This is a genomic window from Leptospira kanakyensis (genome assembly GCF_004769235.1).
Lineage (GTDB): Bacteria > Spirochaetota > Leptospiria > Leptospirales > Leptospiraceae > Leptospira_A > Leptospira_A kanakyensis.
In genome coordinates this window covers 486,048-504,099 of record NZ_RQFG01000005.1, presented here as the reverse complement: position 1 = coordinate 504,099, position 18,052 = coordinate 486,048, and the positions used below count along the sequence as shown (strand labels likewise).

Annotated in this window: 18 protein-coding genes and 2 tRNA genes; 15 read left to right on the top strand and 5 right to left on the bottom strand. The window is 37.9% G+C overall.

The features are described 5' to 3' along the window. The first annotated feature begins 5 nt into the window (after window positions 1-5). The 7 genes from EHQ16_RS02925 (at window position 6) to EHQ16_RS02895 (ending at window position 5,696) form a co-directional block, all read left to right on the top strand. Window positions 6-2,603 carry a transglycosylase domain-containing protein gene (locus tag EHQ16_RS02925; RefSeq protein ID WP_135636502.1) on the top strand — a complete coding sequence of 866 codons (2,598 nt, stop codon included), beginning with the start codon at window positions 6-8 and terminating at the stop codon, window positions 2,601-2,603. Next, on the top strand, window positions 2,604-3,572 hold the full coding sequence (locus tag EHQ16_RS02920) for a hypothetical protein (RefSeq protein WP_135636504.1): 969 nt from the start codon (window positions 2,604-2,606) through the stop codon (window positions 3,570-3,572). It begins immediately after the preceding gene. Then, window positions 3,572-4,033 carry a hypothetical protein gene (locus tag EHQ16_RS02915; RefSeq protein WP_135636506.1) on the top strand — a complete coding sequence of 154 codons (462 nt, stop codon included), beginning with the start codon at window positions 3,572-3,574 and terminating at the stop codon, window positions 4,031-4,033. Before EHQ16_RS02920 ends, EHQ16_RS02915 begins: the two co-directional genes overlap by 1 nt. A gap of 320 nt (window positions 4,034-4,353) precedes the next feature. Then, the gene (locus EHQ16_RS02910; RefSeq protein WP_135636508.1) at window positions 4,354-4,578 is read left to right on the top strand and encodes a hypothetical protein; all 225 of its coding nucleotides are present in this window, start codon (window positions 4,354-4,356) and stop codon (window positions 4,576-4,578) included. Window positions 4,579-4,588: 10 nt separating this feature from the next. Beyond that, window positions 4,589-4,867, top strand: a complete 279-nt coding sequence (locus EHQ16_RS02905) for a hypothetical protein (protein ID WP_135636510.1) — start codon at window positions 4,589-4,591, stop codon at window positions 4,865-4,867. A gap of 141 nt (window positions 4,868-5,008) precedes the next feature. Beyond that, window positions 5,009-5,317 (top strand): nucleotidyltransferase domain-containing protein, encoded by a 309-nt coding sequence (locus tag EHQ16_RS02900; protein ID WP_208742223.1) that lies wholly within the window; start codon window positions 5,009-5,011, stop codon window positions 5,315-5,317. After that, window positions 5,307-5,696, top strand: coding sequence for a HEPN domain-containing protein (locus tag EHQ16_RS02895; RefSeq protein WP_135636514.1), 390 nt, complete (start codon window positions 5,307-5,309; stop codon window positions 5,694-5,696). Before EHQ16_RS02900 ends, EHQ16_RS02895 begins: the two co-directional genes overlap by 11 nt. A gap of 473 nt (window positions 5,697-6,169) precedes the next feature. Here EHQ16_RS02895 and EHQ16_RS02890 read toward each other — a convergent pair. Next, window positions 6,170-6,251 (bottom strand) — tRNA-Tyr (locus EHQ16_RS02890). A gap of 12 nt (window positions 6,252-6,263) precedes the next feature. Continuing rightward, a tRNA-Thr gene (locus tag EHQ16_RS02885) sits at window positions 6,264-6,338 on the bottom strand. Between the two features lie 84 nt (window positions 6,339-6,422). Here EHQ16_RS02885 and EHQ16_RS02880 point away from each other — a divergent pair. Genes EHQ16_RS02880 through EHQ16_RS02865 form a run of 4 tightly spaced genes read left to right on the top strand, consistent with a single transcriptional unit; the run spans window position 6,423 to window position 9,534 of the window. Further along, window positions 6,423-6,812, top strand: coding sequence for a hypothetical protein (locus EHQ16_RS02880; RefSeq protein ID WP_135636516.1), 390 nt, complete (start codon window positions 6,423-6,425; stop codon window positions 6,810-6,812). A gap of 9 nt (window positions 6,813-6,821) precedes the next feature. Next, window positions 6,822-7,634, top strand: coding sequence for a transketolase (locus EHQ16_RS02875; RefSeq protein ID WP_135586449.1), 813 nt, complete (start codon window positions 6,822-6,824; stop codon window positions 7,632-7,634). 49 nt (window positions 7,635-7,683) lie between these two features. Next, window positions 7,684-8,577: a transglutaminase-like domain-containing protein gene (locus tag EHQ16_RS02870; protein ID WP_135586450.1), complete on the top strand. Its 894-nt coding sequence runs from the start codon at window positions 7,684-7,686 to the stop codon at window positions 8,575-8,577. Between the two features lie 3 nt (window positions 8,578-8,580). Beyond that, complete coding sequence (locus EHQ16_RS02865; protein ID WP_135636518.1) at window positions 8,581-9,534, top strand: polyprenyl synthetase family protein; 954 nt, start codon at window positions 8,581-8,583, stop codon at window positions 9,532-9,534. Here EHQ16_RS02865 and EHQ16_RS02860 read toward each other — a convergent pair. Continuing rightward, the gene (locus EHQ16_RS02860; protein ID WP_135636519.1) at window positions 9,531-11,735 is read right to left on the bottom strand and encodes an ATP-binding protein; all 2,205 of its coding nucleotides are present in this window, start codon (window positions 11,733-11,735) and stop codon (window positions 9,531-9,533) included. The genes EHQ16_RS02865 and EHQ16_RS02860 overlap by 4 nt on opposite strands. 24 nt (window positions 11,736-11,759) lie before the next feature. After that, window positions 11,760-12,467, bottom strand: a complete 708-nt coding sequence (locus EHQ16_RS02855) for an LIC10920 family plasminogen-binding lipoprotein (protein ID WP_135636521.1) — start codon at window positions 12,465-12,467, stop codon at window positions 11,760-11,762. Window positions 12,468-12,555: 88 nt separating this feature from the next. Between EHQ16_RS02855 and EHQ16_RS02850 the strand changes: the two genes are divergently transcribed. Genes EHQ16_RS02850 through EHQ16_RS02835 form a run of 4 tightly spaced genes read left to right on the top strand, consistent with a single transcriptional unit; the run spans window position 12,556 to window position 17,486 of the window. Beyond that, window positions 12,556-14,364 (top strand): chloride channel protein, encoded by a 1,809-nt coding sequence (locus EHQ16_RS02850; protein ID WP_135636523.1) that lies wholly within the window; start codon window positions 12,556-12,558, stop codon window positions 14,362-14,364. 38 nt (window positions 14,365-14,402) lie between these two features. Continuing rightward, window positions 14,403-14,951, top strand: coding sequence for an ATP-dependent zinc protease family protein (locus EHQ16_RS02845; RefSeq protein WP_135637316.1), 549 nt, complete (start codon window positions 14,403-14,405; stop codon window positions 14,949-14,951). Window position 14,952: 1 nt separating this feature from the next. Further along, window positions 14,953-16,539, top strand: a complete 1,587-nt coding sequence (locus EHQ16_RS02840) for a 7TM domain-containing protein (RefSeq protein ID WP_135636525.1) — start codon at window positions 14,953-14,955, stop codon at window positions 16,537-16,539. Then, the gene (locus EHQ16_RS02835; RefSeq protein WP_135636526.1) at window positions 16,536-17,486 is read left to right on the top strand and encodes an alpha-L-glutamate ligase-like protein; all 951 of its coding nucleotides are present in this window, start codon (window positions 16,536-16,538) and stop codon (window positions 17,484-17,486) included. Before EHQ16_RS02840 ends, EHQ16_RS02835 begins: the two co-directional genes overlap by 4 nt. Window positions 17,487-17,501: 15 nt before the next feature. Here the strand turns inward: EHQ16_RS02835 and EHQ16_RS02830 are convergent, their stop codons facing one another. Then, window positions 17,502-18,014 (bottom strand): DUF6580 family putative transport protein, encoded by a 513-nt coding sequence (locus EHQ16_RS02830; RefSeq protein WP_135636528.1) that lies wholly within the window; start codon window positions 18,012-18,014, stop codon window positions 17,502-17,504. Window positions 18,015-18,052 lie beyond the last annotated feature (38 nt).

The window sequence follows — 18,052 nt, the reverse complement described above, 5'->3', positions numbered from 1 at the left end:
AACCTATGTCGGAACCTTCTCCTAAATATCTTTGTCCACATTGCCAAAAAGCGTCACGTTTACCGGAACCAATTCCCAAAGAAGGTAAATTCCAGCTAACGTGTGCTCATTGCAAAGAGAAGGTGATCCTTAATTTTTCCGATTATCGTTTTGAAATTTTAAAAGTGGTTCCTAAAGAACCTGTATTTTCGGATACGGCCCAATCGTTCCAATCTTTTAAAATCCCAACAGAATCCATCGGAAAATCAAATTCGATTAAAGAAAAAACAGACACTAAGTCCAAACCGTTTTGGGAAAGAAAGGTAGTTTTTGAAAGAGAACCAGAGGTTCGAACTTTCAAACCAAAACCACTCAAACAAAGACTGAGCGGTGTTAACAGTGGGCGGGGTAAGTCCCAAAAATTTTCTTATCTGAAACTTACGTTTACCGTCACTTCCATTTGTTTATTTTTGTTTATACTTGGCTTCTCTTACTTTGTCGCAGGAGTGCTGGCTACTAAAAAAGAAGTGCCTCTGTATTTAGAATCTCTATCAAAAAACATTCCTACAAAAATTTTGGATCGGAATGGACAGATGGTGAGTGAAATTTTCCAAAAAAGAACTTCCACCTTACGTTTGCAAGATTATCCGGAAGATATGATTTCAATTCTTTTGAATATTGAAGATCAGAAGTTTTTCTTTCATGGTGGGATTGATTATTCAGCTATCCTTAGAGCATTTTTTAAAAATATTGTTAATTTAAGTTATAAACAAGGTGCCTCCACCATCACACAACAGTTAGCAAGAATTATCTTGGATGACCGTCGTAAAAGTTTAAATCGTAAATGGAGAGAAGCACAACTGGCTTTTGCTTTAGAATCAGTCCTCACTAAAGAACAAATTTTAGAAACTTATATGAACCATGTTTATTTAGGGCATGGTGCCTTTGGATTTGGAGAGGGAGTTAAGTTTTATTTCCAGAAGAATCCAATGGAATTAAACAAAGAAGAAATGGTGCTCCTTGCATCCCTTCCTTCTGCACCTAATAAATACTCTCCTTTAAAAAATCCCGAAGATTCTTACACTCGTGTTCGCGCCATTTTACAGATGTTTCGTAATCGAGGCATTTATCCTAACTTAGATCGAGACAAGTTTGTTAGTTTTTATCATAACCTATCCACTCGGTCTCCGAATGAAACTGTTTTTGGATCCAGGCAAGACATTGCACCGTATGTAACAGAACATGTTCGTGGAATTCTTTCTTCCTTGGAAGGAGACAAAAATATTTACGAAAGTGGTGGTTATACAGTGGAAACTACTTTGGATCGTGGGGCACAAGAACTCATTGGCCCCATGGTTCGTGATTACTTGAATCGTAATCGTAAATCTGGAAAAATCCAAAAAAAACGTGTCCGAGTAAAACCGGAATCTCCTATGGATTTAGCATTCCGACAAAAGATGGAAGAAGTATCTATTTTAAATGAAATGGTTTGGAATCCTGATAGTTTGGAATCCGAAAAAGATACAAGTTCTGTCCAGGCAGCGATTGTCGGCATCCAACCAAACACGGGTCAGGTGTTATTTCTACATGGTGGGGAAGAGTTTAATTCACAAAACCAATTCAACCGTGCCACTCAAATGCGTAGACAAACGGGAAGTTCCATCAAGGCAGTGTTATATGCATCAGCAATTGATGCCGGTGTCATTCAATCCGGAACAAGAATTTTAGATGCTCCATTGTATTACAGAGGTGGTGGTGGGAAAGAATGGGCTCCTGAAAATTTAGGAGGAAGTTTTGATGGAGAAATTTCTCTACGCACAGCCCTTGTGAAATCCAAAAACACAGCAGCCGTCCAAGTGGCGGAACGATTGGGTAGTGCAGGCATTGAACGTTATTTTACAAAATACTTTTTTCCAAATGATGCAGAGAAAAAAAATAGATACAGAGGAGATTTGTCTTTGGCTCTGGGAACCCTAGAGATTTCTCCCTTAGAGATGGCCTCAGCTTTTACTGGTTTTGTCAACCAAGGAACAGTCAAACGTCCTTATCTCATCCAAAGGATTAAAAATGCAAAAGGTGTGGTTTTGTATGAAGTGGGCGGCACCGATGAGTTTAAATTAAAACTTCCGCCAGAACGCCAAGTGATTCGTCCCGACACAGCAGAAGTGATGGTATCTTTACTCAGAGACAGTGGCCGTGCCAGTGGAGTTCGGAACGGTGGTTATGCGGGTGATTTAGTTGGAAAAACCGGAACCACAAACGATTATAAAGATGCATGGTTTGTGGGCGCAAGACCCGATTTATCATTAGCCATCTGGATTGGTTATGACAATCCAAAATTTGGAATGGGCCCCAGTGGACTTGGTGGTGCAGTGGCAGCTCCACTTTGGGGAGAAATTGTATCTTCCATTGATAAAAAAAACATCATTCCTAAAATCCAATTCAGCCAACCTGTTTATGCGAAACCATATAAAATTTGTTCCTTAACAGGAAAACAAGCAGGTGTCAATTGTCCAGTGGCAAATGAATTGTATCTTTCTGATTATCCACCTGAAGGAATTTGTACAGAAGACCATAAAGCAACACATTCAGAGAACAAAGATTTGATGAAAGGATTGTATTAGATGAAATTAGCAAACCAAACTTTCATTTGTTTCATTCTAATATTATTTTTGTTTGGTTTATCTCCGTCTTTGGTTGCCAATTCATTTTATGAAGAAGGGTATGAGATGGAACAGTTGAATACTCTTTTCGCTATCCCTTTGTATGAAAAAGCATTAACACAGAAACCATCCGGAAAATTACAAAAGGCAGTAGTATCCAGGCTTTTCTTTTTGTATAAAAAACATGGAAAGTTATTAGATGCATTGTTTTTAGGAAGTAAGTTCCCTCCACTCATCCCTTCGAAAGAAAGAGGTTGGATTTGGACTCATTTAAGCGAAATTTATAAACCAATCACCGTTTCTGAACTTTCTGCAACTTATGTGCTCGCAGCCAAGGCCGCTCCTGATAAATTTACGGAACTATCAGAACATCTGAAAATTACCAACTCACAAAAGTTATATGAATTTGCCTCGATCATTCTTTTGAAACGAAAACAATACAAAGTGATTTTATCGATTTATGCAGAAAACCCTGCAATGGCAAAAACTCCATTGTTTATTGGTATTTCTGAGTTTAAAATTGGAGCCGATGCCGGTAAGGAATTTTTAAAAACCATTTTGGGTGAATCAGAATCAGAAAGATCTGACCAGGAAAAATCGGATGTATTGTATCTGATGGGTGTGTACTATCGCCAAACAACGGAATATGATCTCTCTGCAAGATATTTTCGAATGAGTGGAAGTTTTGGATCCAAGCCAAGAGCGGATTTAGAAACAACAAAATCTCTGGTTCTAAAAGGTAATGCCAAAGAGATGTGCTCTACATTTAAATTTTCACCATCTTCCACAGATGAAATCGAAACCCTTTTGCATTTTTATTGTTCGCCAAACGCCAACAATTCTTGGAAACCTTTTGAACCAAGCATTCGTATCTTAGCCGAAAGAGAAGGGAATGAATTTTTAACATTACTCTTTCCGGGGACAAATTAGTGAAGTCATTCTCCCTTTCCTTTATTTTTGTTGTTTGTTTGATTCTATTTTCCATCTGTCCCGTGTTCTCTAATTTTTTAGTCACACCGGAACAGAATCTACGATTGGAACTTGTGGGATCTGCCAGGGATCAAATTCGTTTTTGCAAACAGAAACCGTTACAGGTATTTGGACGCAATCAAATCGCTCCGTCGGTGACTTGTCAATTTTTACCAGAAGTAGAAGTGAGTTTGGATCATTTTTTTATGGAAGAATTAACAGAGACAGAAGAAACGCAGTGGGCTTTCTATGATTCCTCGGGCAAACAATTGTTTCCGACTGTATCTTGGGAAGGACAAGAACCATTGAATTTCATTTCGGTCGTGCGGTCTAAACGCGGTCAGTTCGGGGTGCAGTTGCAGAGAAAAAAAGATGGAGCTTATTTTTTCTATCGCACGAAGATTCAGAACTGGATGATTTAGATTTTCTGTTATTTATAATCCTTCAATTCATTCAAACAAATGATCAGATAAAAAAGTTTCTAAAAACCGTTCTTTCTGTTTTAAAAACGTTTGAATTCCGTTCAAAACGGTTTGAAGGGAAGTTTGATTGGAAAAGTGAGTTGAGTCATATTCTAATTTACGAATATTTTTTCGGAAGTATGAAGATGAGAAAGATTGGGTCGAAAATTGGACATAATCAAAAGAGAATATTCGTATGTGCGGTGCTACCAAAGTTCCTTGGCGTTGTTTTATGGATCTTGTTCTCCATCGTCAATTGCACGGATCAAAAATTTTATTGTATGGAAAGCGTAAGAAGAGGAGGAGGACTCGAAGGTGATGCAGAATCACTTTGCTTAAGCTATTTGGCTTTAGAAAATTCTGTAAAAATCGATGAAGAACGTGGACGCCCTTCTTCGGCTACTCGTTTTTTGGCAGATCAAAATCTAGTGGGTTGTCTATATAAAACCATCGAAGAACGGAAATGTGAAAACAAATCTGAATACATCCCGCATTTTGGATATTAGGTGAATTGATATGAAGCTGATTCAAAATGTATTTTATCTGGTGATCATTGTGATTCTAACAAACTGTTCCGTTGGCAAAAAGGAAGATGCGTGTAAATACTATCTGGAAAGAGATTATAAATTTTATTGTAATGGACTCGCTTTTTCAGTTGCAACGTATAAAGAAGATCGAAATTTGGCACAAGTGATTACCTCCAATATTACCTTAGTTGGTTGTGCCACGTATTTCAAAAAGAAAAAGGAATGTGAAAGCGAAGAAAATCAATACCTCCCAGGTTTTTATGAATGAATTTATTTTTTGAAATATCTGAAATTGACATAATCTATGTCAATTGATATGGCAAACTGTTTGATCTTACTGAATCAATTAAGATGAAAAGAATCACTGATTCCTACTTGATTTTTTATTAAATCGTTGTATTCTTTGGCTATGGAAGATGAGTTAGAAATTCTAAAAAGCCAAATTATTTCACTCGTAAATCCATTAAAGATTATCCTTTTTGGATCAAGAGCCACTAGCACTGCCGGAAAGAATAGTGATTACGATCTTTTAATCATTATGCCTGATGGTACAAATAAAAGAGAAATCGCACAATATATTTATAAGAAGGTAGATCATATCAAAATCTCATTTGATATTGTAGTGGCAACTCCGGAAACTCTCAAAAAATATTCAAATAACCGTCATTTAATTTATTTTCATGCTCTTCAAGATGGTTTAGAACTTTATGCAGCATGATGACCCAGGTTCTCCAGAGGCTTGGTTAGTTCATGCAAAAAGCGACTTACTTCTGGCAAAACTTAGCGATAGAAATGATATTTTATTGAACCAACTTTGCTTTCATGCTCAACAAACTGCTGAAAAATCTTTAAAAGCTGTCTTGATAAAAGAGAATGCCGAATTTCTATTTACGCACAATATTAAAACTCTAATACTTTCTTTACCTGATCGAATTGAAAAACCTAGTTTCTTCGATGAGCTTGCCATTTTAACTGACTATGCCGTCTCTACTCGATATCCGGGTGATTATGAAGAAATTTTTGAAGCTGAATATGCAAAGGCAATTGAATTAGCTGAACTTGTTTTTAAATGGGCTAATCATTTAATTAAAAATTAATTTTTATAAATGGACGACTACGCATAACAGGTAATTGTCTCGGCAGAGAAGGCATTCGCCCACCCTTCGCTCCGCCATCCTGGCTCCGTTCGCTCGGGCCCGTCACCACTCACTTTTCCGCATCCATGCGGAAACTTCTCCCTATGGGTCGAAGTCGTTCGGGTTCTATTCGAATCCTTCAATTAGTTGTTAGTTGGGGATTTGTTTGTGGTTAAAAGACTTCTTAGTTTGGGCAGGGAAGGATTCGCCCACCCTTCGCTCCGCCATCCTGGCTTCGCTTGCTCGGGCCCGTCGTCGCTCTTTTCCGCATCCATGCGGAAACTTCTCCTTCCACCCTTGGTTGTCTTCGACACCCAACCTCGCCTACGCTTTCTATAAAAGCTTCGCGGGGTCGAAGTCGAGCTTCCTCTATTCGAATCCTTCAATTAGTTGTTAGTTGGAGATTTTGTTTGTGGTTAAGGGACTTCTTTGATTGGGCAGGGAAGGATTCGAACCTTCGAAGGTAAAACCAGCAGATTTACAGTCTGCCCTCGTTGGCCACTTGAGTACCTACCCGAAGAAGTTGCATGGAGCCGCCTGAGGGATTTGAACCTCCGACCGGCTGTTTACAAAACAGCTGCTCTACCACTGAGCTAAGGCGGCATGCATATCCAATTTTTGGGAAAAGCGGTTAAGGTCAAATAAAAATTCTTTGAGTGGAGAAGGTTTCTTTCAGAATGACAGGAGATGGCACTGTTTTGGGTCAATTCTCTGATGACGCTCTCCCTAATTGGATTTTATTTGGGGTATTTTTTTCGAAAGAGAGACCAAAAACGGCACAGGATCTTCAATTCACTTGGGATTTTGGCAAATCTTTCTGCGGCTGTTTATCTCCTCAGCATAAAGTATCTGTTAGGTGGTATAACCGATCACCAAATTTATCCAACAGCCCCGGAAATTGTGATTCATATCCATCGTTTTTTTGCCGCGATAGCGCTTGTCCTTATGTTGTGTATGGGATATTTGGGATGGAAAAGAAAACGTAACTTACATGTAAAATTGCATTACATCTTTTTGCCATTGTACACGATTGTTTATATCTCCGGTCTGTTTTTATTTCAATCAAAACCGCTTTAAGGAATGTTCATGGAAAAAATTGAAGTCGCAAAGAAATTTGCAAAAGATATCCGAATCCAAGTAATCAAAATGGTTACGGCTGCTAACTCTGGTCACCCAGGTGGCCCTCTTGGTCTTGCCGATATCTACGCAGCACTTTATACTTCTATTTTAAATCATGATCCAAAAAATCCTGAATGGCCAGAAAGAGATCGCCTCATTCTTTCTAACGGCCACGTTTGCGCTGTACGTTATGCATCTATGGGACTTTCTGGATATTTCCCCGTAGAAGATTTACTTACATTTCGTAATATCAATTCTTACCTCCAAGGACATCCATCCACTCGTTACATGAAGGGAATCGAATCTAGTTCAGGTTCTCTTGGACAAGGTCTTTCTGTTTCTGTTGGTTTGGCTCTTGGTGCGAAACTAAAAAAAGAGACATATAAAATTTATACATGCATCTCTGATGGTGAATGTGGTGAAGGAATGACTTGGGAAGCTGCACAATCGGCAGTTCACTTCAAAACTGATAACCTCATTGCTTTTATGGATCGTAACTACATTCAAATTGATGGTAATACTGAAGAAGTAATGAAGTTAGAACCATTGGATAAGAAGTTTGAGATGTTTGGTTGGAACGTAATCAATGCAGACGGACATAATATGGAAGATATCTTTGCTGCATTTGCAAAAGCAAAACAACATACTGGTGGACCAACTCTCATCGTGTTTAGAACTATTTTAGGTAAAGGTGTTTCTTACATGGAAAACAATCCTAAATGGCATGGAACTCCTCCGAACAAAGAACAAGAAGCACAAGCACTTGCAGAATTAGTTTAATCTTTCAGATTCGATTGACAATTTTGTTTTTATATAGATAGTTTTTCTAATGGGACAAACTTCTTTTCCTGATTTTTATCCAGACGATATCACTCGTCTATTGTATGATTGGGAAATTGCTCCTCCAGAAAAAAAACGTTTTTTATTAAAACTCATCGCATCTCGGGTTCCTTGGCAGATCCAATTGGAATCTGCTTTGGAAGAAGTAAAAGATCCTTACTTACGAGTTCAGGCCCGTAGTTTAAAATCAGAAATCACTCGCCATAGACTTCGTCATTCCTTCTTCAAACTCACGTTACGTGGGAATACAAATCATTATAAAGATCTGGAAGAGATGTGTGTGCAACTTTCTAGTATTGGTTTTCCTGATCAAAACTACGCGGAAATCAAACACGAATTGGATCGGATCGCTCTTCGAGTGTCTGAGTTGTATGATGATCATTCTGGATATCTGACAGATGAATTAAAAGTCCAAATCCTTTGCCAAGTTTTATTCCAAGAAGAAGGGTTTGTTGGAAATATCCAAAATTATAATGATCCCGGAAATTCTTATTTATTCCAAGTGATCAAAAGTCGGTTGGGGATTCCAATTTCTCTTTCCGTAGTGTATTTGTTAGTTGGTCAAAGATTGGGACTCCCTCTTTATGGAACCAATTTGCCACTTCATTTCCTTTTACAATATGAGTCGGAAGGATATTTTACCTACATTGATCCTTTTCACGGCGGTGTTTTATTAGATAAATTCACATGCGAAAAGTTTTTAGAAGCAAACGGATACACTAATTCACCTAAATATTTCACGAAAGCCTCTACACTTTCTATGATCAAACGTATGTGCAGAAATCTGATCCATATCTATCGGGACAACCAAACCAAAGAAATGGAAAATACGATTAAAGATCATTTGCAGATTCTAGAAAGCCGATCCACTCATGTGGAATAATCAATGAAATCAAATCTTCATATCCAATCTATATTATCTAAGTTTGATAAAAATTTAGATGGAATCATTACAGAAGACATTCCCGTTCTTAAAAAAATAAAAAAACATGTCATCACTTCTGGTGGGAAACGGATCCGGCCGTTTTCGCATTATCTATTTTGCCAATTTTTAAATGTTAAAGATGTTAGTTGGCTTGATGTAGGAAGTGTTGCGGAACTCATCCATGCGGCCAGTTTACTGCATGATGATGTGGTAGACAATGCTCCTATCCGTCGAGGCAAACCAACGATTGGATCTTTGTTTGGTAATAAAACTGCCATCCTCGCCGGTGATTATCTCTTGGCTTGTGGGATCAGTCGACTCAACTCACTGGGAAATCCTGAGTTAATGGAAATTTTTTCCCAAGTTTTGAAAGATCTTTCTGTCAGTGAACTTTTGCAAATGGAATGGGAAAAAAATCCTAAAATTTCCTTAAAAGTTTATGATTCTATCATTTATGGGAAAACAGCTTCGCTTTTTGGCGTTTGTACAGAGTCGGCAGCCATCCTTGCCGGTAAGTCGAAAAAAGAAAGGACAGTGATCCGTGATTTCGGTGTTAGGTTAGGAAAACTTTTCCAAAAGAAAGATGATTGTTTGGATTATTTTGTGGAATCCAGTGCGAGTGGTAAGGAATTTTTAAAAGATTTTAAAAATGGACTCTATACGTATCCCGTTCTTGTCCTGAGAGAAAGTTTGAGTCTTATCGAAAAAAGAAAGTTGGAATCTGTATTTAAAAAAGAAGAAAGAAGTTCAATCGATGAAACTTATATTCTTGGACTAATGGAATCTAAAAAAATTTCTGAAAAACTTCATAAAGAGTTAAACGCAGAAAAAAACTATCTTCTTGGTTTTTTAAATCAATTCCCTGCTAGCGGTGAACGTCAGTTATTTGTCGAACAATTGGAGCGTTTGACTTAAGTTTCTTCTACAAATGGTTCGTTGGGATCAATGAATTCAATGACTGGCAATAAAACAGAAAAACAAGTTCTGCCTGGTTCAGATTCTATTTGAATGTTTCCTTTGTGTTTTTCGATGATCGATTTTGTAATTCCAAGACCCATTCCTGTTCCTTCTCCGTGATCTTTGGTCGTAAAGAAGGGATCAAAAATTTTGTTCTGAATCTCTAGTGGAATCCCAGGGCCATTATCAATTACTTTGACCTCCACTTTATTTCCCTTTTGTTCGGTAGTGATCATCAGGTTTCCTTTTTGGTTCATGGCCTCTAAACCATTTAAAATCAAATTGGTCCATACTCGGATCAAATCTTCTGGCCAACCCAGTATAGTTGCATCGGTAATAAAAGTTTTTTTCAAAGAAACTTTTCCGCGCATTCGGTATTGATAAATGGTAATGACTGTCTCTATGTTTTCTAATAAAGTAAAAATTCGTCTTTCTTCTGCCTTTGTGACACGGGAGAAGTTTTTAAGAGCCAAAATAGTTTTGGAAGATCGATCCACTGCAATTTGGATGATGGATAAGTGAAGCCTAAAGTTCTTTTCTTCTAAAATGAGATTGGAAAGTTTTTCTTGTCCTTTTTTTAGTAATTTAATTTCGTCTTCGTATAAGTTTGTGATCCCTACATCTAAAAATCTTTCTAATACGGCTTCTTCAAATTCTAATCCATTGTCTTTAAAGATTTTTTTAAGATCTGCTTTTTTATCTTTCCTTTCTGTGTAACTGGCAACAAGTCCAAAGTCGGATTGGAAACTCATAATTTGTTTCATGGTTTTGATTTCTGAAGCTGTGAGTGAAGAATAAATATTTTCTTTGGAACCCAAGTTTTTAATTTCATTTTCTTTCGATTCAATGAGAGTTTCAATGGATGCTTTGATGGCACTTAAGGGGTTATTGATCTCGTGAGCCACACCAGCAATTAGTTTTCCTAACTCTGACATCTTTTCAGAAAACACAAGTTTACTTTCTGTATGACTAATCTGTAATAGGGCTTTTTCTAATTCTTCTTTTTGTGTTTGGATTTCCTTTGTCCTTTCCAAAACCATTGTTTCTAACTCTGCGTTTTCTTTGGTGACGGATTCTTCTTTTTTGATTCTTGTTTGGATTTGAAATTTTGAAATGGCAATGGTGAAGATTGTCATCTGTAGTGCTGCTCCAATTTCGTTGGCAGAACTTAAGAAGGGGTAAGATGGCAATAAACCCAGGTTTGTAAGAATCAGCAGGCCAGTGCTAATTTGTCTAACAAAGAAAGCATAAAAGAGTACGTTTGCATTTTCTTTCTTTGTGATTAAACTATAAACTGCATATCCAAAAGTAACAGTAGTCAAAATCAAACTATTGGAATATATAAATCGAAAGTAGATTTGTAAATCTATGAACACAATCAGAATAGAAACCAACAAAAACATTGCATAAACGATAAAATATTTATCAGCGTTTGGATATTTTTCTTTGGTGTGTAGAAACTCACGTAAAAAAATCACAAGCCCAAATGGTGTTAAGGAAATGAGTCCCGGTACATACCGATAAAACCATTCATAATTACTGGCACCATACTCATACAAAAGACCAGATCTTAAGGTGTTTGTGAATAAAATGGATAAAGTCGCAAAGGTAAGTAATAAATAAACTCTTTCTCTGAGTAATACAAACTGAGTTGCCGAAAGTAAACAAACTAAGATACAGAGCCCTAAATGAAATCCCTGCCAAAGAGATAAAGATTTTGTATATTGTAATAAACTAAATTCGTCTCGAATTGTAAAATTGATTCTATGCGCATCATCTGAATGGATTTTAAAGAGGTAAGTTCCTTTTTCTTTTGCAGGTAAAACAAATCCTCCTGTAAATAAAACATCTGGATTTTTTTTTCTAAGTAGTCCTGTTTGGATCTGAGATACTGGTTTATCGTTTTGAAATAACGTAAGGTCTAATTCTGATATCATTCCATTTTCAAAATGGAAGTATCTAGATGCATTTTCTTCTAATTGGATTTGGTAGTAGTGGTAGTTTTCTGTAAAGCCAAAGTAAAAGTGATTGTTATAGTCTTTGGGACTTAGATCGGAGAGTTTTGTATTAGCGTTTGTTCCTAAATGCCAAAGTCCCAAACTTCCTTCTGCCCCGAGGGCCAAAGGAAGTAAAAGAAGACAAAAAAGGATTCGATACAATCTTTATGGTCTGTTAGGTTAAAGTTATTGTGGAACGATATTTGGCGCGTTACACTTTATGGTTCCAGAAATAATCACGGGCTTTGCATCTGAGCTTGTGTCTTGCACCAAACAAGTTTTTGAATCCGCAGTAAAACATTGTGTCGTTGTTATCGCAGAAGTACAGTTAACTCCATCTGTAGTGTTACACTGACGCAAGATAGTTGTGCTTGCTGATGTTGAACTATACGTTCCGTTTAATTTGATTTCTAAATTGAAGAAAGAGATTTGCTGCGCGCTTTGGAGCGCGGTATCAATGTTGATTCCTTGGTTGAACCATTTCACAACCCCTTGTGTGCCTTGTACTGTTTTTCCGAAGAGGCCACCGGCTAATACAAAGCCTTGTTGCGGGTCTACTGTTCCTTGTGTTTGAGTACTATCGTAAGTAAACCTAAGATTAAGTGTTTCCTTTGTTTTGAAAATCAACTGAGAAATTACGGTAAATCGAGTGTTGTTAGTTGTGGATGTAGTCCCTGTGGTTCCTCCCGTAGTACCTGTCCCTGTAGTTGAGGTAGTAGCTGGACTTGCTTGCCCACAACTAGTCGTTACGCTGGTATCTACCTCCGCGTTAAACGGATATAGGGCAGGGGTACTATCATCCAGAATGGATAAGGCCGCATTGTTTTCGTTTTTAAGACCACAAGCGGCAAAAACGGAAGAAAATACCAAAAGGATAACAATCGATCGAAACATACCATCCAAGCGTGACAAGAATTCATTCCCTGGTCAAGAGGATTCAGAATTTCCTTGGGAAATTTAGACAAAATCAGAAACTTGACCAATGGGTTCAATTTTCGGTCTAAAAGGAGTGTTTTCTATCCAGGGACCGCGATCGATTTATGTCTATTCCCTATTCATTGGTCTTCTCTCTGGTTTTGGCGCCTATGGATTCAATTGGGCCTTAACTTGGACGGAATCCTTTACCTTCGGTAACCTTATGGGTTACAATCCGGGTATCCCTTCCGGTGATATGCATTTCCATTCCATCGGAAATGTCGGATCAATTTCCCCTTTTTGGATCCTTTTTTTACCAGCAATTGGTGGCCTCCTTGTTGGGATCATCACCAGTTTCTTTTGTATGGAAGCCCAAGGTGGTGGCACCGATTCACTCATTTATTCCTTCCATTTTAAAGAAGGAAAAATCCAGGCCAAAGTTCCATTTTATAAAGCTCTCGCCACCATACTTACATTAGGTTCTGGTGGGTCAGGGGGAAAGGAAGGGCCGACAGCACAAATAGGGGCAGGGTTTGGTTCTAGTTTGGCTGGATTTCTCGGTGCAGGTGCCAGAGCTCGTAGAACCTTGATGTTGGCAGGGACTGCGGGAGGACTCGGGGCCATCTTTCGCGCACCACTTGGCGGAGCCATCACTGCTGTGGAAATGGTGTACCAAGAAGATATCGAAAGTGATTCTCTGGTTCCTTGTATTCTTTCTTCTGTAACGGCATATTTAACTTATACAAGCATTGCAGGAAGTGGATCTATATTTTCCGTTCAGGAATATAGTCTGAATGATTACAGGCATATTCCTTTATACATTGTACTTGGGCTTCTTTGTTATGTGGTAGGTTTTTTCTTTGTGAAGGTCTATCATTTCGTACAGGATGTTTTTTCTAAACTTCCCTTACCAAATTTCTTAAAACCAGCGTTTGGTGGACTGATTGTTGGCTGTATTGCGTTATTATTTCCCGAAGTTTTGGGTTCTGGATTTGGACTCATCCAAAGAATGATCAATGGAGAAGTTTTAGAATCTACCAGTTTCGGTTTTTCTGGCCCATTCTTTTTATTGGCCGTTGCCTTATTTAAAGTTTTTTCTACATCCGTGACTGTGGGTTCGGGGAGTTCTGGTGGATTACTTGGCCCTTCTTTTGCCATCGGTGGTATGTTAGGTGCCTTTGTTGGTGCTATGGCTCAAACTTTATTCCCAGAATTGAATATTATTATCTTTCCTTTCCTTCTCGTGGGTATGGGTTCTTTTTTTGCTGGTGTAGCAAGGGCTCCGATTGCCGGAATGGTTATGGTTTGTGATATGATTGGAAGTTATGAACTTTTACCTCCACTCATGATTGTTTCTGTGATTGCCGTTGTTTTATCTCATAAGTTTTCTATTTATAGAAACCAAATCAAAAACAGATTTTTATCTCCCTCTCACCATTGGGATATGAACCAAGACATTATGGATCGGATTCGAATCACCGATCATTTTTCTGAATTTAGAAAATATGCAATGGTATCAGAACATGTTTCTTTGACAGAGTTACAAACCAATGCACCGGGGATCCAGGCCAGCGATTTCATTCTTGTTGGGCCAGAGGAAGAATATAAGGGGATAGTTTCTCTTCGAAAAAATAGAATCCTTCCAGAATTTGAAGAAGATTTAAAAAATCTCATTACCTGCGGAGAAATTGTGCAAGATGTTCCTTCTGTTAACAGAAATGACACATTAGGCAAAGCGCTACAAATTCTTTTAGAATATGATGTCGACAAACTTGCGATTGTTGAAGATGGTAAATGTTTGGGTTATTTAAGATACATTGATTTGTTCAATGCATACCAAAATGAAGTGAAAAATAAACAACGTAAGTCAGTATGAGATTCTCCAATCATTTTATGAAATTTAAATCCATTCTAATGGGCCGATTGATTCCGCGTTTATCATTACTAGTTTTATTTGGGATTGTGACTCTACTTTTCAATTGTTTTGGAGCAAGACAAGTGGTGGAGAAAAAACCTGACTCTCATATCAAACCCATTGTCATTCCGCCACAATATTTAAAACCCATTGTGGGTCGAGTAGAGTGGGTCGAATTTCCAAATTGGAAACTCAAACTGCGAGCCAGGGTCGATACTGGTGCAAAATCTTGTTCCATTCATGCAGTGAATATAGAAAGGATCACCGAAAATGGTGAGGTTTTTGTTTTTTTTGATACCTTTGTCGATGAAAAACCAGTTCGATTGAAAAGTAAGTTTGTTAAGGAAGCGAAAGTGACGAGTACTAGTGGTGTTTCAGAAACTAGAATCATTATTAGTGAAGTGATGAAGATGGGAAAGTATAAAGAAGAAGTAATTATCAATTTGAATGATAGAACCAATTTGACTTATCCTATTCTTATTGGGCGAAATTTTCTGATGGGAAAATTTCTTGTCGATGTTTCTTTATCACATGCGTTAGGGGATTAGTTTGGATCGTAAAACATTAATTACCGTCTCCATACTCATCATTTTACCGATAGTCTCTATTCTCTATAAGTTAAATGTTGCGGAACTTTCATTACTTCCTGTAGAAGTGGATGATACTGTGAATCTACAAGTGGTGATCCTTCCCAAAGAGAATGTAGCCATTTCAGAAGTCACATTCCCTATTCCAAAACAATTCATTCAATCCAGAGTTTTAAAATCCAATACCAAAATTGAGGATTTAGATTTTAGGCTCCAAAAGAAACAATATGGACATCTAGGGATCTGGGAAGGAGAGGATTGGAACTCATCGATTGGGTATTATGCAAAAATAAAAATCCTTCCTTATACACACACACAGCCGGAACCAGAAATTATAACGACTCCCGGCAAACAAAATGCGAAAGAACCTTATTACCTTTCTTTAAAAAACTTCTCTCCAGAAGAAATACGTTTAGCAAAAAAATTGTTTGAACAAATCCATCCCTACGACAAAGACAATGTTGCCTCTGCCAAACAAATTTATTATTTTATTTCAGAAGAAGTTTTGAACACTACGAAAGAAATTACTCTTTCTGATACAATTCGTTTGAATAATGGAAACGCTTATACGCAGTCCATTTTGTTTTCGTTACTTTGTCGAATGAAAGGAATCCAAGCGAGGACAGTTGCTGGTTTTGATCTGTCAAAACAAAACGGAAAGGACAATAAAACAAAACTTACTTTTTGGAATGAAATCCGAATTCATGGGAAATGGTATTTTGTTTCTACTTATAAAAACATATTTGCCGGGCATGTGAATGGTTATTTGCCACTTTGGAAATCAGTAGAGGAAAGGAGATCTCTCGGTGAAGATCCGGCTACTTTTCGTTATACTGCTTATATTACCAAATCGAATGTGAATCGTTATAATTTTAAAGAATATAGTGAAGAAGTGGCATCGAGTAATAGTTTCCTCAGATATTATTCTTTGTATAGTTTGCCAACACCCTTACAGAATTTGTTTCGATTGGTGATTTTGATTCCTATCGGTGCTTTGGTTTTGTCTGTGGCTAGGAATATGATTGGGATTCCTACCTTTGGAATTTTTACACCGATTCTACTTGCTATGTTTTTTTATGAAACAAATCTCCTATTTGGAATTTGTTTTTTTCTTTTAATGATTGGGCTTGGATTTTTCGAAAGGTATGCTTTGGATAAGTATTATCTACTCGCGGTCCCTAGGCTTTCCATCCTACTCACCATTACCGTCATTACCTTGATTTTGTTTTCTGTTTTGAATGAAGAAATTTCGTTTTTCAATCAAATGAGTGTTACTTTATTTCCTATTGTGATCACCACTATTTTTGTGGAACGTTTTTCCATTATGATCATTGAGGAAGGTGTATTGAATACCTTTGTCACTCTAGCAGGAACTTTACTGATTGCACTTATCAGTTATATGATTTTCTTTTTTGGTTCTTTACAAATTCTCTTTTTCACTCATCCAGAATTATTGTTCATTGTGATTGCCATTCAAATCCTTCTTGGGCAATACAAAGGGTATCGAGTTTCAGAACTTTTCCGTTTTAAGGAAATTTTTAAATCGTGATTTCGCTTTTTAGAAAATTTGAGGAAGAGGGAGTCCTTGGAATCAATCGTAGGGTGGGTGAATACATTTTACCTTATAATCCAAGAGAGTATTATCCATTAGTCGATGATAAATGGAAAACAGCTGAACTTGCCAGACAGTTCCATGTTCCTATGCCTCACCATTATGGAGTTGTAGATGCCTTCGGTGGGATACGGAATGTTCGGGAACTCATCCAAAACAGACCCGGTTTTGTTGTAAAACCAGCTAACGGCGGTATGGGAAACGGTATTCTTGTGATCGCCCGTGAGTCAGAAGGTAGAAATGGTTCCATCAATTATCATAAGGTGGATGATAAAACCATTTCTGAAAAAGAACTGTATCATCATATTTCAGGGATTCTATCGGGACTTTATTCCTTGGATGGTAATTCTGATTCTTGTGTATTACAAGAACGATTGGAATGCCATTCCTTCTTTCGGGAAATTTCCTTTCGGGGGATTCCTGACATTCGGGTCATTGTATTTTTAGGTTATCCAGTAATGGCAATGTTACGTTTGCCTACAATGGAATCAGGGGGAAGGGCCAACCTTCACCAAGGGGCTCTCGGTGTGGGTGTAGAACTTCGCACTGGAACTCTGACTCACTCAGTATGTAATGACAAAATCATCCATCTACATCCGGACACCAAACAAACATTAAGTGGAAGAGTGATTCCTCATTGGGAAACCATTTTGGAGATGGCATCTCGTTGTTATGATATGTCTGGTCTCGGGTATTTAGGAGTAGATATCGTACTCGATGAAATGAGAGGGCCGTTACTTCTTGAAATGAATGCAAGACCAGGGCTTGGAATTCAAATTGCGAATCGAATGGGGTTACGAGATCGTTTGCAGTTAGTGGAAAGGATTAGGAATTCGGCGGATGGTCCCAAAGACAGAGTCCACCGAATGTTTCAAGAGTTGTAAAAGAGAAACTTGTTTTTAAGCGTTTTGTTTTGTTGTAACAAAAACAGTGCGATTGAGAAAAGCCATCGATCCGAAAAGGATTCCTGAATATACTAAATCACCTGCAATGGAGTTTTGGAAAAAAGGAATGGCGAGTGTGAAACAAGTCACGAGGCCAGAAACATCCAAAGTATACATTCCACTTGTTGCCCAAACCGCTAAGTTTGTCAAAATAAAGAATACAACCGATCCAACGACTGTAAATCCAAAGGATTTTGTAAGAGAACTTCCAATTTGTTTTCCAAAGAGGACTGCAAGAATCATAAATCCATACACGACAGGCATTAGGTCATGAAACCCAATGAAAAAATCGGAAACAAACATCGCTAAAATAGGAACAAAAAGTGCCAGTCGTCTATCCGCCAAATAAGCACCAGAAAACAAAGAAACTGCCAAAATTGGCGTAAAATTCGGTGGGTGCGGTAGGACGCGGCTGATGACAGTAGCGATTACCATAAGGATGGCAATAGAGACACGGGATTGGAACATAGGGATAGACTCGTAAAGGGGGGGGCCTTTCGCAAGAT

Coding starts and splice junctions, on each gene's coding strand:
- EHQ16_RS02925 (WP_135636502.1), top strand. CDS start 6: ATGTCGGAACCTTCTCCTAAATATCTTTGTCCACATTGCCAAAAAGCG.
- EHQ16_RS02920 (WP_135636504.1), top strand. CDS start 2,604: ATGAAATTAGCAAACCAAACTTTCATTTGTTTCATTCTAATATTATTT.
- EHQ16_RS02910 (WP_135636508.1), top strand. CDS start 4,354: ATGGAAAGCGTAAGAAGAGGAGGAGGACTCGAAGGTGATGCAGAATCA.
- EHQ16_RS02905 (WP_135636510.1), top strand. CDS start 4,589: ATGAAGCTGATTCAAAATGTATTTTATCTGGTGATCATTGTGATTCTA.
- EHQ16_RS02900 (WP_208742223.1), top strand. CDS start 5,009: ATGGAAGATGAGTTAGAAATTCTAAAAAGCCAAATTATTTCACTCGTA.
- EHQ16_RS02895 (WP_135636514.1), top strand. CDS start 5,307: ATGCAGCATGATGACCCAGGTTCTCCAGAGGCTTGGTTAGTTCATGCA.
- EHQ16_RS02880 (WP_135636516.1), top strand. CDS start 6,423: ATGGCACTGTTTTGGGTCAATTCTCTGATGACGCTCTCCCTAATTGGA.
- EHQ16_RS02875 (WP_135586449.1), top strand. CDS start 6,822: ATGGAAAAAATTGAAGTCGCAAAGAAATTTGCAAAAGATATCCGAATC.
- EHQ16_RS02870 (WP_135586450.1), top strand. CDS start 7,684: ATGGGACAAACTTCTTTTCCTGATTTTTATCCAGACGATATCACTCGT.
- EHQ16_RS02865 (WP_135636518.1), top strand. CDS start 8,581: ATGAAATCAAATCTTCATATCCAATCTATATTATCTAAGTTTGATAAA.
- EHQ16_RS02855 (WP_135636521.1), bottom strand. CDS start 12,467: ATGTTTCGATCGATTGTTATCCTTTTGGTATTTTCTTCCGTTTTTGCC.
- EHQ16_RS02850 (WP_135636523.1), top strand. CDS start 12,556: ATGGGTTCAATTTTCGGTCTAAAAGGAGTGTTTTCTATCCAGGGACCG.
- EHQ16_RS02845 (WP_135637316.1), top strand. CDS start 14,403: ATGGGCCGATTGATTCCGCGTTTATCATTACTAGTTTTATTTGGGATT.
- EHQ16_RS02830 (WP_135636528.1), bottom strand. CDS start 18,014: ATGTTCCAATCCCGTGTCTCTATTGCCATCCTTATGGTAATCGCTACT.